This is a genomic window from uncultured Salegentibacter sp. (genome assembly GCF_963972535.1).
In the GTDB taxonomy this organism is placed as follows: Bacteria; Bacteroidota; Bacteroidia; order Flavobacteriales; family Flavobacteriaceae; genus Salegentibacter.
Map to the genome: position 1 here is coordinate 1 of NZ_CAXAVR010000068.1, position 14,210 is coordinate 14,210.

Annotated in this window: 14 protein-coding genes and 1 pseudogene; 10 read left to right on the forward strand and 5 right to left on the reverse strand. The window is 36.2% G+C overall.

The features are described 5' to 3' along the window. Nucleotides 1-205: 205 nt before the first annotated feature. The 3 genes from AACZ30_RS09215 (at nt 206) to AACZ30_RS09225 (ending at nt 3,482) form a co-directional block, all read left to right on the forward strand. Entirely contained in the window at nt 206-2,086 is a 1,881-nt protein-coding gene (locus tag AACZ30_RS09215; RefSeq protein ID WP_339648980.1) for a hypothetical protein, read from the forward strand. Nucleotides 2,087-2,257: 171 nt separating this feature from the next. Beyond that, complete coding sequence (locus AACZ30_RS09220; protein WP_339648982.1) at nt 2,258-2,917, forward strand: RNA methyltransferase; 660 nt, start codon at nt 2,258-2,260, stop codon at nt 2,915-2,917. 22 nt (nt 2,918-2,939) lie between these two features. Beyond that, the gene (locus tag AACZ30_RS09225) at nt 2,940-3,482 is read left to right on the forward strand and encodes an SRPBCC family protein (RefSeq protein WP_075327094.1); all 543 of its coding nucleotides are present in this window, start codon (nt 2,940-2,942) and stop codon (nt 3,480-3,482) included. Here the strand turns inward: AACZ30_RS09225 and AACZ30_RS09230 are convergent. From AACZ30_RS09230 to rlmH, 4 genes are all read right to left on the reverse strand, one after another. Next, nucleotides 3,479-4,234, reverse strand: a complete 756-nt coding sequence (locus AACZ30_RS09230) for a carboxypeptidase-like regulatory domain-containing protein (RefSeq protein ID WP_075327093.1) — start codon at nt 4,232-4,234, stop codon at nt 3,479-3,481. The genes AACZ30_RS09225 and AACZ30_RS09230 overlap by 4 nt on opposite strands. Before the next feature lie 76 nt (nt 4,235-4,310). Then, the gene (locus AACZ30_RS09235) at nt 4,311-6,110 is read right to left on the reverse strand and encodes a DEAD/DEAH box helicase (RefSeq protein WP_075327092.1); all 1,800 of its coding nucleotides are present in this window, start codon (nt 6,108-6,110) and stop codon (nt 4,311-4,313) included. A gap of 63 nt (nt 6,111-6,173) precedes the next feature. Further along, nucleotides 6,174-6,746, reverse strand: a complete 573-nt coding sequence (locus AACZ30_RS09240) for a non-canonical purine NTP diphosphatase (protein ID WP_286761055.1) — start codon at nt 6,744-6,746, stop codon at nt 6,174-6,176. A 10-nt stretch (nt 6,747-6,756) separates the two neighbouring features. Next, nucleotides 6,757-7,230, reverse strand: a complete 474-nt coding sequence (rlmH, locus tag AACZ30_RS09245; RefSeq protein WP_286761056.1) for a 23S rRNA (pseudouridine(1915)-N(3))-methyltransferase RlmH — start codon at nt 7,228-7,230, stop codon at nt 6,757-6,759. 51 nt (nt 7,231-7,281) lie between these two features. Here rlmH and nadC point away from each other — a divergent pair, with 51 nt between their 5' ends. The 5 genes from nadC (at nt 7,282) to priA (ending at nt 12,634) form a co-directional block, all read left to right on the forward strand. Then, nucleotides 7,282-8,139, forward strand: coding sequence for a carboxylating nicotinate-nucleotide diphosphorylase (nadC, locus tag AACZ30_RS09250; RefSeq protein ID WP_339648987.1), 858 nt, complete (start codon nt 7,282-7,284; stop codon nt 8,137-8,139). A gap of 3 nt (nt 8,140-8,142) precedes the next feature. After that, on the forward strand, nt 8,143-9,060 hold the full coding sequence (locus AACZ30_RS09255) for a YihY/virulence factor BrkB family protein (RefSeq protein WP_075327088.1): 918 nt from the start codon (nt 8,143-8,145) through the stop codon (nt 9,058-9,060). Between the two features lie 26 nt (nt 9,061-9,086). After that, nucleotides 9,087-9,650 (forward strand): chalcone isomerase family protein, encoded by a 564-nt coding sequence (locus tag AACZ30_RS09260; protein ID WP_075327087.1) that lies wholly within the window; start codon nt 9,087-9,089, stop codon nt 9,648-9,650. A 12-nt stretch (nt 9,651-9,662) separates the two neighbouring features. Next, nucleotides 9,663-10,100 carry a DUF2147 domain-containing protein gene (locus AACZ30_RS09265; protein ID WP_075327086.1) on the forward strand — a complete coding sequence of 146 codons (438 nt, stop codon included), beginning with the start codon at nt 9,663-9,665 and terminating at the stop codon, nt 10,098-10,100. Between the two features lie 80 nt (nt 10,101-10,180). Continuing rightward, the gene (priA, locus tag AACZ30_RS09270) at nt 10,181-12,634 is read left to right on the forward strand and encodes a primosomal protein N' (RefSeq protein WP_339648993.1); all 2,454 of its coding nucleotides are present in this window, start codon (nt 10,181-10,183) and stop codon (nt 12,632-12,634) included. Between the two features lie 121 nt (nt 12,635-12,755). Here priA and AACZ30_RS09275 read toward each other — a convergent pair whose 3' ends face one another. Next, a complete protein-coding gene (locus tag AACZ30_RS09275; RefSeq protein ID WP_075327084.1) occupies nt 12,756-13,469 on the reverse strand; it encodes a LytTR family DNA-binding domain-containing protein in 714 nt (237 codons plus the stop codon). A 326-nt stretch (nt 13,470-13,795) separates the two neighbouring features. On the opposite strand from AACZ30_RS09275, the gene rpsF reads away from it, so the two are divergent. Beyond that, the gene (gene rpsF, locus AACZ30_RS09280; RefSeq protein WP_075327083.1) at nt 13,796-14,137 is read left to right on the forward strand and encodes a 30S ribosomal protein S6; all 342 of its coding nucleotides are present in this window, start codon (nt 13,796-13,798) and stop codon (nt 14,135-14,137) included. A 2-nt stretch (nt 14,138-14,139) separates the two neighbouring features. Continuing rightward, nucleotides 14,140-14,210: pseudogene (locus AACZ30_RS09285) on the forward strand (30S ribosomal protein S18); the annotation flags it as partial.

Genomic DNA, 14,210 nt, shown 5'->3' on the forward strand with positions numbered 1-14,210 from the left:
AAACCTTAACATCCGTTAAATCCAGCTCCCTCGTATCTATCTATAGATTTGATAACGTAAAAAGCATTTTGTTGCTTTTTCTTATCACTAATTTACTAATAACTTAAAAATTTTAAACTTATGAAAAAATTCTTACTTGCTATTTTTATAGCACTACCGTTTATGTTTATGAGCTGCAGCAGCGATGATGATGCAGTAGACCCCGATGGAGGGGGGCGATGATTTTGAAGGGGAAACAAAATCCTTTCAACTTTACTCCGTTGCCGATCCTTCAATTTCAGGTACAGCTACATTTATGGAAAATGAAGATAACAGTACCACCGTTGAGCTTGAATTAGACGGAACTCCAGATGGAGGAATGCACCCAGCACATATTCATTATAATACCGCTGCAGAAGGTGGAGATATTGCAGTTTCTTTTGAACCAGTAGATGGATCTACCGGAATGAGTACAACTACTTTCTCTACACTAGATGATGGAACAAGTATTACTTATGAAGAAGCTATAAATTTTGATGGATATATCAATGTTCACATAAGTGCTGACGATCTTGGTACTTTGGTTGCCCAGGGAGATATCGGTCAAAATGAACTTACCGGAGAATCTAAAAACTATATGCTTGAAGAAAGAGCTATAGAAGGAATTGCTGGAAATATAATGTTTGAAGAAAGAGTAAATGGTGAAGCTTTAGCAACCATTATGCTTGATGGCACTCCAGACGATGGTGAGCATCCCGCCCACATTCATATGGGATCTGTTGTAGAAGCACCGGGAGATATTGCTTTTACTTTTACACCAGTGAACGGAGCTACCGGAATGAGTAAAACCAATGTTGCGGAATTAAACGATGGTACTGCATTTTTGTATAACGATGTACTTAATTATGATGGTTATGTAAATGTTCACCTAAGCGCAGATGAACTTGGAACTCTTGTAGCTCAAAACGATATAGGTGGTAATGAACTTACTGGCGAAACTAAATCTTACGAGCTTGATGAAAGAGCTGTTGAAGGAATTAGTGGAACGGTAATGTTTGAAGAACGTATGAGTGGTGCTGCCCTGGCGACTATTATAATAGATAATACTCCTGAAGATGGAATGCACCCTGCACATATTCATATGGGTTCTTTTACGGAAGGCCCAGGCGATATAGCTTTCACTTTTAATCCGGTAAACGGAACAACCGGAATGAGTATGACCCAGGTTGAAATGTTAGACGATGATACCGAATTTGGATACGAAGAAGTACTGAATTACGACGGTTACGTTAACGTTCACCTAAGTGCAGAAGATTTGGCTACTGTTGTAGCCCAGGGAGATATAGGAGCAAATGAATTAACCGGAGAAAGCAAAACTTACCAATTAGGAGAAAGAGCTGTTGAAGGAATTAGTGGTTCTGTGATTTTTGAAGAAAGAATGAGTGGGGAAGCTTTAGCTACTATTATGCTAGACGGTACTCCAGAAGACGGAATGCACCCTGCTCACATCCATATGGGAACTGCCGCTGAAGGTGGCGATATAGCTTTCACTTTTAACCCTGTAAATGGAGCTACCGGAATGAGTATGACTCACGTTGCGATGCTTGATGATGATACCGCATTTGGTTACGAAGATGTATTAAATTATGATGGTTATGTAAATGTTCATTTAAGTGCAGATCAACTTGGAGTTATTGTAGCTCAGGGTGATATAGGCCAAAATGAACTAACCGGCGAATCTGCTTCTTATGATCTTGGAAGTGTAGATGTTGATGGAATAATGGGAACTGCAATGTTTGAAGAACGTGTAAATGGCGAAACTCTGGTAACTATAATGTTAGATGGAACTCCTGATGGTGGAGAACACCCTGCGCATATCCACGTGGGCTCTGTTGAAGATGCTCCCGGAGATATTGCCATTTCTCTAAATGCAGTGAATGGTGATACCGGAATGAGTATGACTAATGTATCAGCTTTTGATGGGGAAGATGCAGATATGATTGACTATAACGGACTTTTAGACTATGACGGTTATCTAAATGTGCACTTAAGTGCTGAAGATTTAGAGACGCTTGTAGCTCAAGGTAATGTTGGTTCTAATTCTTAGAACTTAAATGTTGATGTTAGAGTGAAAAACCCGGCCTAAATGAGGCCGGGTTTTTTTGTATTCATTTTAAACTTTTTATGAATTATAATTTCAATTTTTTTCAGTAGAAAATTTTAAAAAATATTCTCGTGAAAACGTCCCGCTTCAAGTGGGGTTTTATAATTTTAGCCCATGCAAAAAACCAGTCTTATAGAACATCTTGAAACATTTCTTACACCGCGACGAATTGCTTTATTCGATAAAGTGATTGCAGAACGAACCAATCATTTTACAGTCGCAACCCAAGATGTATATCAATTACATAATACCAGTGCAGTAATTAGAAGTTGTGAGGTTTTTGGAATTCAGAATATTCACGTAATAGAAGAACGCAAACCTAAAAGAATTGATCGCGAAATCGCAATGGGTGCCCAAAAATGGGTAGATGTAAACAGGTATTCCACTTCAAAAGAATGCATACAAGAATTACGGAAAAAAGGCTATCAAATTGTGGCAACTACACCTTATGGAGAAAACACAGCTCTAAAAGATTTTAATATAGAAAAACCTTCAGCTATTTTCTTCGGAACCGAAAAAGAAGGTTTAAGTGATGAAATTTTAAATGAGGCCGATTGCAGGTTGAATATTCCCATGTTTGGTTTTACTGAAAGTCTAAATATTTCGGTTTCTGCAGCTATTATTTTACAAAGCATTACTTCCAGGTTAAAAAGCAGTGAAATTAACTGGCAACTTTCTGAAGAAGATAAAATTAACCTGAAATATGAATGGCTAAAAAAATGTATTAAAAATTCAGATTCAATTATAGCGCAATTCAATACAGAAAATCATTAAATTAGTTGAATAATTTTTTCTAATGACCCTCTTTTTTTACCTACTTATTGCCTTTATTACTTTTATAGCTTTTCTCCATGCCTGGGCAAAGAAAAGGTATGACATTAGCCGAACAATGGTAATAAATGCCCCACGTGACTTGGTTTTTAGTTATGTACGGCAATTAAAGAAACATCCGCTTTGGGTGCCCTGGTTTGCAAAACATCCTGAAGCAGTTTTAAAGCATAAAGGTGAGGATGGAAAATTAGGAGCGGCTATTTACTGGAAAAGTAAGAATAATGAAATAGGGGAAGGGCTTCAAAAAATTATAAAAGTAAAACATCCAAGAGTTTTTGAGACTCGCGTGCTATTTGTGAAACCGGTAAAAGTGAGTATGCTTACTTATTTTGCAGCAAAAGAACTGGAACCGGGAAAATCTAAAGTAGTTTGGGGAATTCGCGGTAATTTACCGTTTCCACTTTCAGTAATAAGTTTGTTTTATAGTGCCGATAAATTAATGGGTCAGGATCTCGAAAAAGGCCTAATTAGTTTAAAAACCACTATGGAAAAAGGAGTGAAGGTTTAATTTCTTTGTAAAACCCTGTATTCTTCGTAGCAACCGCTTAAAGCGTCTAAAATTTGCAAATCGTTTGCCGATCTTAAAAAATCTTTAGAATAGCTACAGCGCTGTAAGATTTCATCAATTTCTACTTTATTAATTGGAAGAAGTGCGATAAGAGTTTCTCTGTCAAATTTATTACGTAGAAGTGTTCTTATTTCATCATCTTCTTTCATTTGCCTTAATTTTCGCATTTGCTTTGGTTTTTTTCCAAAAATATTATGCATCAAATCGGCAGGATTAAAGATAGCGCCCAAAGTACGGGAAACCGCACTAGCAGAATTATCTCCACCTTCGTAACCGGCATTTAAGCCCGAGATGCTATAGCGGTTATTCTCATAAATAGGAATGTTTCTGGCATCAATCTCTAAATATCCGGTAAGAGTAACCGGTTTTAAAACCACTTCTTCTAAAGCAATTCCCAACTCGGTCATTTTAACCTTTACATTTCCATATTTCAGCCAGTCGTTGGTAACCCTAACTTTTATAGGTCTAAATCCAAGATAAGAAAAATAGAGAGTATCGTTAACTGTGGCCTGTAATTCAAAGGATCCGTCTTCTTCACTAACGGCACCTTTAACTTGGTTTAGGTTTACAATATGGACTTTTTCAATAGGTTTATCATCTGCAGCGTTCATAACGGTTCCCGATACAACATCCTGTGAAAATGCCTGAAAAGCTAAAAAAAGTAGTAAAAAGGTAAAAAGGAATTTCTTCATAACAATTGGCGCCTAAATTATAAAATACTTATAAAAAACAATGCCATAATTGAAAATTTAGGCGCCAGATGTGAATTTAATTTTTGCTCCGTCTTCTTTTAATAGAGCTTTCTATGTTTTTGCTTCGGTTTCCAGATTTCTTTCCTTTTCCAGAACCACCTTTAAAATCGTCTGAACGTCTACGCCCACCTCCTTTAAAGTCTGGTTTGCCGCCGCCTTTGTTGAATTTTCCGCCTTTTCGGCCGCCACCGCCACCGCCACCGCCGCCGCGTTTACCACGTCCGCCGGTATCAGTAGTTTCTTCAACATTAATATATCTACCCTGGTGTTTAAAGTCTTTAAAGGTGCTTAAAACAGTTTCGGTATTTTTTGCATCGGTATTAAAGAAAGAGAAGCTGTCTTTTACATCAACTTTATAAACATCGTCACGACCAAGATCTAAAGTAGCCTTAAGGAAATCCTTTAAGCTCATCCAGTCAAAATCATCTTTTGCACCTACATTTATAAAGTAACGTGTAGAATCTCCAGAACCACCACCATCTGCAGGAGCGGAAGGAGAACTTAAACCTTCAGAATTTTTATAATAATTGAAGAAACGAGTAAATTCTACAGAAAAGAATTTCTTAATAAGCTCTTCTTTGGTAAAATCTTCTAATACCTCATTAATTCCCGGTAGATACGCATCTATATCGTGATTAATCTTGGTTTCTTTAATATCGTTTGCAAGGTGAAACAGCTGCACACGGCAAATTTCCATTCCGTCTGGAATATCTTTTTGCTCAAATTTCTGCTGAATAATACGCTCAATACTTTTAATTTTACGCATTTCACTTTTGGTAACAATAACCATAGAAACTCCGCTCTTGCCAGCACGACCGGTACGGCCACTACGGTGAGTATACGTTTCAATCTCATCGGGTAACTGGTAGTTGATTACGTGAGTAATATCGTCTACATCAATTCCACGTGCAGCAACATCTGTAGCTACCAACATTTGGATTTGCTTGTTTCTAAAACTTTTCATCACCAAATCACGTTGATTCTGGCTAAGGTCACCGTGCAAAGCTGCAGCGCTATAACCGTCCTCAATAAGTTTTTCAGCTACTTTTTGAGTATCTCTTTTTGTTCGGCAAAAAATTACTGAAAAGATATCTGGATTGGCATCTGCCAGTCTTTTTAAAGCTTCGTAACGTTGTCTTGAATTTACCAGGTAAAACTCGTGGGAAACATTAGATGTTCCCTGGTTTTTAGATCCTACGGTAATTTCAATAGGAGTACGCATAAATTTCTTGGCAATTGTTGCAACTTCTTTAGGCATAGTGGCAGAAAATAACCAAGTATGCTTTTCTTTTGGAGTATGAGAAAGAATTGCTTTAATGTCTTCAAAGAAGCCCATATTAAGCATTTCATCGGCTTCATCTAAAACACAGTATTCTATTTTAGAAATATCTACAAGATTACGATTAATCATATCTTGCATACGTCCCGGTGTTGCCACAATAATTTGAGCTCCACGTTCAATTTGTCTGGCCTGGTCTGTAATGCTGGCACCACCATAAATAGCAACCGGATTAAGACCTTTTTCAAACTTCGAGTAATTCTTTAATTCGTTGGTAATTTGCAGGCAAAGTTCACGTGTTGGTGAAAGAATTAATGCCTGGGTATGTTTTTTACTTACGTTTATTTTCTGGATAAGCGGGAATCCAAAAGCAGCTGTCTTTCCTGTACCGGTTTGGGCCAATGCCACCATATCGGTATCTTCGTTTAGTAAAACAGGAATCGCTTTTTCCTGTATCTCACTTGGGCTTGTAAAACCCATTTCTTCGACTGCTTTAAGAATAGAAGGGTTTAAACCTAATTGTTCAAATTTGTTCATATAAAAAATTAAATAAGCGGCAAAGGTACGGCTTACATAGCAATATACACCTATCTAGTTCTTTTATTTTGAAAGATAGGCGATTAGCTCTCTAAAGGCTTTTCCACGATGACTTATTTCTGATTTTTCACCAAGGCTCATTTCGGCAAAAGTCTTTTCAAAATCATTTGGTTTAAATACAGGATCATAACCAAAACCCTTTTCCCCGCGTATTTCTTTTATAATTTCGCCTTTGCAAATTCCGGTAAAGAGGTTTTGCCTGTCGTTTAAATTTAAAGCAATGGTAGTTTTAAATTGAGCGTTTCGGTTTTCTTTATTTTCCAACTCGCTTAGTAATTTTCTCACATTTGCGGCATCATCCTTATTTTCTCCTGCGAAACGAGCAGAGTAAACCCCGGGTTTTCCATTTAGCGCTTCAACTTCCAGCCCGGTATCATCTGCAAAACAATCGTAACCGTATCGGTTTTTAACATATTCTGCTTTTAAAATTGCATTACCTTCAATAGTATCGGCAGTTTCGGGAATATCTTCCTCACAACCAATATCGTCCAAAGACAGTAGTTTGATGTAATGTGGCAAAAGTGCCTTAATTTCAATTAGCTTATTTTTATTATGCGTAGCGAATACAAGTTCCATAGATTGGGTTTTAGCGGTGGTGGTAGGGTTCGTTTTTCAAAATAGTGAAAGCACGGTATAATTGTTCGGTAAAAAATAAGCGAACCATTTGGTGAGAGAATGTCATTTGTGAGAGTGCTACTTTAGAATTGGCTCTTTGGTAAACCGCTTCAGAAAAACCATAAGGCCCGCCAATTACAAAAATAAGTTGCTTGAGCCCACTGTTTAATCTTTTCTGAATGTATACTGAAAATTTTTCTGAAGAAAATTCTTTTCCATTTTCATCTAAAAGCACCAGGTAATCTGAATTCTGAACTTTTGCCAGTATTAATTCCCCTTCTTTTTCCTTTTGTTGATTTTCATCAAGGTTTTTCGTCTTTTTAAGATCGGGAATAATTTCAATTTCAAATTTATTATAAAACTGAAGTCGTTTTTTATAAACTTCAATAAGCTGTTTAAGCTCCCTGTTATCGGTCTTTCCTATGCAGAGTAATTTTATGGTCATTCGGTATATTTAACGCAGACTTTGCTACATTTACAAAAATAAGTATTGCAAATGATCTCAAAAGAACAATTTGAAAAAGAAATAGACCTAATTATTGAAAATGCGCTTAGAGAAGACGTTGGAGAAGGTGATCATAGCTCTCTGGCCTGTATTCCTGAAGAAGCTATAGGAAAAGCTAAACTCCTGGTGAAAGATAAAGGAATTCTGGCAGGAGTAGATTTTGCCCTGCAGGTTTTTGATAAAGTAGACCCTGAGTTAAAAGTTGAAGTTTTACTCAAAGACGGTAAAACAATACAAAGGGGAGATGTGGCTTTTTTTGTAGAAGGGAGTTCACAATCAATTTTAAAGGCCGAAAGATTAGTATTAAACGCTATACAGAGAATGAGCGCCATAGCTACCAAAACAAATACTTTTGTTCAAAAACTGGAAGGTACTAACACTAAAATTTTGGATACCCGAAAAACCACTCCAGGGATTAGAGCGCTGGAAAAATGGTCAGTAAAAATTGGGGGAGGGGAGAATCATAGGTTTGCTTTGTATGATATGATCATGTTAAAGGATAATCATATAGATTTTGCCGGCGGAATTTCTAAAGCAATTAACAAGACTAAAGATTACCTTAAGAGCAATAAACTTGATCTTAAAATAATTGTTGAAGCGAGAAATTTAAAGGAAATTGAAGAAATTCTAGAAAACGAAGGTGTTCACCGTATTTTAATAGACAACTTTAATTATGAAGATACCCGTAGGGCGGTAAAACTTATTAATGGTAAATGCCAAACAGAATCTAGCGGCGGAATCACCCTGGATACGGCCCGTAAATATGCAGAATGCGGCGTAGATTATATTTCCAGTGGTGCGTTAACGCATTCGGTTTATAACTTAGATCTTAGCTTAAAAGCAATATAAGGTATGGCTCCAAAAAAAGCCTTTCTGTCTAAATTAGAACAATTTTCAAATTGGTGGGAGAGAAAGACCAGGGCTATAATTTTGCCCGGCTTTGATGGCCTATCGCTATACGATCTTTGGGAAATTTATTCAGGAGGAATTATTAAAGGAACCTTTTCTACCCGGGCAAGTGCCATTGCATTTAGTTTTTTTATGGCGCTGTTTCCGTTCTTGCTGTTTATGCTTAACTTAATTCCCTATATCCAGTTTATAGACGACTTCCAGCTGCAATTCCTGCTTTTTATGGAATCTTTATTACCTCCAGACACCCAGGAATATTTTAATGATATTTTGCTGGATATTGCCAATACGCCGCGAGGTGGACTACTTTCTATTGCTTTTATAGTTTCTATATTTTTAATGACCAATGGAATAAACGCGATCTTTACCGGGTTTGAATTTTCTTACCATACTAACGCCAACAGGTCTATAATTAGACAATACCTGGTAGCCGTGGGAATATCGCTTATTATGGCATTGTTGTTGCTTCTTACCATTATACTGGTAGTCTATTTAACTTATGCAATGGACGATTTAAAGGAGTTAGGCCTGGCAACAGATGGAGGCGCTGCCATTGTAAAATATGTTGGGTTTGTTTTACTAATTTATATTGTAGTGGCCATGTTATATTATTTTGGCACTAAAGAAGCCAGGCAGGCAAGATTCTTTTCTATAGGAGCCTTTTTTACTACTTTATTAATAATTATAACCACTTATTTCTTTGGGTTGTATATAGAAAACTTTTCAGCGTATAACGAATTATATGGTTCTATTGGGGCATTGCTAATTTTAATGGTGTATATCTGGTTAAATTCTAATATATTGCTCTTAGGATTTGAATTAAATGCTTCTTTAATAAAAATGAAGAAAAAAATTAAATAACTTAACAACCTAAAACCACATTAGAAATGAAAAAATTACTAGTTGTATTAGTAGCCGTTTTCGGCTTAAATTTAACTTCAGCACAAACCGAAATTGGAGGTGCTACTTTACCTGCTACTTTAGAATATGGCTCTGAAACAATGACGCTGAATGGCGCCGGAGTTAGAGAAAAGTTTTGGATGGATATGTATGCCGGCGGACTTTACCTTAAAAATAAATCTGGAAATGCTTCAGAAATAATGAATAAAGATGAAGCTATGGCAATAAGATTGCACATAGTTTCAAAAATGATTACCAGCGACCGAATGATTGACGCGGTTACTGAAGGTTTTGAAAGCTCAACCGGTGGAAATACAGCCCCAATTTCAGCAGAAATAAAAAAGTTCATCAGCTTTTTTAAAGATGAAATTAATAAAGAAGATGTGTTTGATATTGTTTATTTACCATCAAGAGGTTCAGTAATTTATAGAAACGGAAAAGAAAGCGGTTCAATTGAAGGAATGGAGTTTAAAAAGGCTTTATTTGGAATTTGGCTTTCTAACGATCCGGCAGATGATGACCTTAAAGAAGGAATGCTGGGTAAACAATAAAACAAGAATAGAATGACAACCAAACTCAACTTACTTAACCTACTAATTTGTGGATTTTTACTGATTTCTTCAGGAATCCATGCGCAAGGGGTTTTTGGTAAATGGAAGGTAGTAAACGATGCCGGGCGCGTAAATTCTATAATAGAGATTTATGAAAAAGACGATGCAGTTCACGGTAAAGTGATAAAAATTACTAAAGAAGAAGATCGTGACCAAAAATGCACCGAATGCCCTGGCGAGCTTAAAAACAAACCTATAGAAGGCCTAAATGTAATTCGTGACTTTGAAAAAGATGGCGACGAATATATAAATGGAACCTTAATAGATCCAAAATCTGGGAAAGAATATAAAGGTAAAATTTGGGTTGATGAAAACAATCCCGATAAACTAAATGTAAGAGGTTATATCGCCTTTTTCTACAAAACTAAGGTTTGGGAAAGAGCCGAATAAAAACTTTCTAAAATTTAAAACATTAAAACCATTCTTATTTAAGGATGGTTTTTATTTTTGAGTAAACTTTCAATTTCCATATGGCCTATTTTATAGATGTAATTTTGCCGCTGCCCTTACAAAAACGCTTCACGTATTCAATAAGTAAAGTTGAAGCCGATTTTTTGGAAGAAGGAATGCGAGTTGCTGTTCCCTTTGGAAAATCGAAAGTATATACCGCTATTGTTGGGAAAATTCATCAAAATCCGCCGCAGGTTTATGAAGCGAAACCTATTAACCAGATTTTAGATAAAAATCCCCTGGTTACAGCACATCAACTAAAATTCTGGGGCTGGATTGCTTCCTATTATATGTGTGCCGAAGGCGATGTTCTTAAAGCTGCTTTACCCGGCGCGTTTTTACTGGAAAGTGAAAGTATTGTACAGCTAATTAAAGATGCTGAATTTGATGAAAATCAGCTTAAAGATGAAGAGTTTTTAGTGATTGAAGCTTTGCAGCGACAGTCTTCGGTAAAAATCCAGGAAGTGATGAAAATCCTGGATAAAAAAGCAGTATTACCGGTAATAAATGCCCTGGTAGAAAAAGGTTTGGTGGTTCTTAACCAGGAAATTTATGAGCAGTATAAGCCGAAGAAAATACGCTTTGTAAAATTGAACCCGGTTTATGATAATGAAGCCGAAATGCACCGCCTTCTGGATGATTTAGAAAAAGCACCAAAGCAGAAAGAAGCTTTATTAAGTTTTTTCAGCATTAAAGCACAGCATAAAAAACCATTAAAAGTAAAAGATTTAAGCGCAAAATCAGGGGTTTCGGCAGCGATTATAAAGAGCCTGATCAATAAGAAAATTCTCGAGGAATATTACGAAAAAACCGATAGAGTTACGTTTAATGGCGATGCTTCAGAAACAGGGATTCAGTTAAGTGAAATTCAGCAGAAAGCTTTTTCAGAAATAAAGGCAGGTCTCAAAGAACAGGATGTTTGTTTATTCCACGGCATTACTTCTTCAGGAAAGACTGAAATTTATATCAAACTTATAGAAGAAGTTATTGAGAATGGCCAACAGGCACTTTATGTTTTGCCTGAAATTGCCTTAACCACCCAGTTAATTGAACGTTTGCGAGCTTATTTTGGAGATAAAGTTTTGGTCTATCACAGTAAATATTCGGTAAATGAAAGGGTAGAAGTGTACCGGCATATTTTAGAAGATTCAGAAAAAGCGAGAATAGTAATTGGCGCACGTTCTTCAATTTTTCTTCCTTTCGCCAATCTCGGCTTAGTGGTGGTAGACGAAGAACACGAAACTTCTTTTAAACAATTTGATCCTGCCCCGCGATACCACGCCAGGGATGCGGCCGTGGTTTTGGCGAATTTCTTTAAAGCGAAAACTATTTTGGGATCGGCTACTCCTTCTTTAGAATCTTATTTTAACGCTCAGCATCATAAATATGCTTTGGTAGAATTAAATAGAAGATATGGTGATGTCCTGGAACCCGAAATGGAAATTGTAGATATAAAAACAAAATATAAAAAGAAGGAGATGAAGGGGCATTTTTCTGATAGAATGCTCGCGGAAATTAAAGAAACCCTGAATGTAGGGGAACAGGTGATTTTATTTCAAAACCGCAGGGGTTTTTCTCCTGTGCTGGAATGCAATACTTGCGGTCACTCTCCGCAATGTCCTAACTGCGATGTGAGTTTGACTTATCATAGCCATAACAACCAGCTACGGTGCCATTATTGCGGCTATCATATTGCAATGCAAAAGAAATGTATGGCTTGCGATAGTTCTGAAATTACCACTAAAGGTTTTGGAACCGAACAAATTGAAACTGAATTAAAAGCCATTTTTCCCGAATATAAAACCGCGAGAATGGACCAGGATACCACCCGTGGAAAATATGCCTACGAAAAATTAATAAATGCCTTTGAACAACAGGAAATAGATATTTTAATAGGAACTCAAATGCTTACCAAAGGGCTCGATTTTAGAAAAGTAAACCTGGTGGGAATTATGAATGCTGATAATTTGCTGAATTTCCCTGATTTTAGAGCCCATGAACGCAGTTTCCAGTTGATGCTGCAAGTTGCGGGAAGGGCAGGAAGAACAAAAAAGCGTGGAAAAGTTTTAATTCAAAGTTATAATCCACATCACCAGATTATTCAGCAGGTTTCTATGGGAGATTATGCGGGAATGTACAAAGATCAATTAGAAGAGCGGTATAACTATAAATATCCGCCATTTCATAGATTGATTAGAATTACTTTAAAATGTCGGGATTTCTCAAAAACTAACGACGCTGCAGATTGGCTGGCTGTAGGAATGAAAAACGTTTTTAAAGAAAATGTACTCGGTCCAGAATTTCCTCCGGTAGCAAGGATAAGGAATGAATATTATAAGAATATTTTGCTTAAAATTCCGCAGCAACAATCTTTAGGGAAAACAAAAGAAGTACTGCAAAAAATTATGGGAAGTTTTAATGCTATTGGCGCTTTTAGAAGTGTTAAAGTGGTGATTAATGTGGATCCTATATAATTAGACTGATTTTTCCTGGATGTCATCCTGCACTTGTTTCAGGATCTATTGTGGTAACAAGTTAAAACCTAAAAATAGTTCAGGTTGATGATAGTATAATAGGATGTAGGGTAATTAGAATTTACTGAATCGCACTTAAAGCTTCAACCAAATTGCTTTTCTTGTGACGGCTAAGTGGTAATTTCTGTTTATCTATTTCGATGTTCTTAGAATTGTATCGCTCAATTTTATCGAGGTTTACTATATAAGATTTATGAGTTCGCAGAAATTTATCGTTGGGAAGTTGCTCTTCAAAAGATTTCATGGTAGCGAGAACTACAAAATTTTCTTTCTCGGTAACAAATTTTACGTAATCTCCCAGGGCCTGGATATATTTTAATTTATTGAGAAAAACCTTTCGGTTTTTAAGATTGCTTTTTACAAAAATATAATCTTCATCTTCTGGTGGTGCAGAAATCTGGTGTTTTAATTTGTAAAGATTTATCGCCTTATTTACCGCGTTATTAAAGCGCTCTTTAGTTACCGGTTTATGAATATAATCTACGGCATCATAATCAAAAGCTTTAAAAGCATACTGTGTTTTCCCGGTCACAAAGATAATTTGTGGTTTGTTAGGAAGATCGTCAAGAAGTTCAAAACCTGTTAATACAGGCATTTCAATATCAAGAAATATCAAATCTATTTCATTATCGAGCAGGCCGTTTTTAGTTTCAATAGCGTTATTGTACTCGGCAACCAGCTTAAGATTAGCATGGTCTTTTATCAACTTTACGATAGATAATCGCTGCAAGCTGGAATCATCAACAACAATACATTTGAGTAAAATTTCTTCCACAGTAGTTAGGTTAAGTAATAACAATATTAAACATAAAATACTTAAATCACAAGATAAACTTTAAAATCATAGGTGAAATTTCAAGCTTATCTTTCATTTTGTAGTAAGAAATGAAGTGCTTTAACCCTGGTATTAAAATATTCTAATTTTTTATTCCAAAACTGGTTTAATCAAAATCTAAATATTCTGAAACCTGACTTAAAAATCAAACATTTTTTTCTTTATTAATGCCTCTTTAGATTACTATAAGGTAGTTTACTTTTAAGCTTTGATAATAGAAATAATTGAGTTACTTTTGCAGCCAAATAAATTTAAAGTAAATTTTTATGAACACTTATGAAACTGTTTTCATCTTGAATCCCGTTTTATCTGATGAGCAGATAAAGGAGACAGTTCAGAAATACGAAGAATTTCTTGTTTCTAAAGGGGCCGAGATGGTATCGAAAGAAGATTGGGGGCTTAGAAAATTAGCCTATCCAATTCAACACAAAAAAAGCGGGTTTTACCACCTGTTTGAATTCAAAGCTCCAGGAGAGGCTATAGAGCCGTTGGAACTTGCTTTTAGAAGAGACGAGCGTATGATGCGTTATTTAACTGTAAAGTTAGACAAGCACGCTATCGCCTGGGCTGAGAAAAGAAGAAATAGAAGACAACAAGAAAAAGCGTAAGTATGGCTACATCTATTGAACAACAAGCAAAAGGAAAAAAAGACGGAGAGATCAGGTATCTTACTCCTCTTAA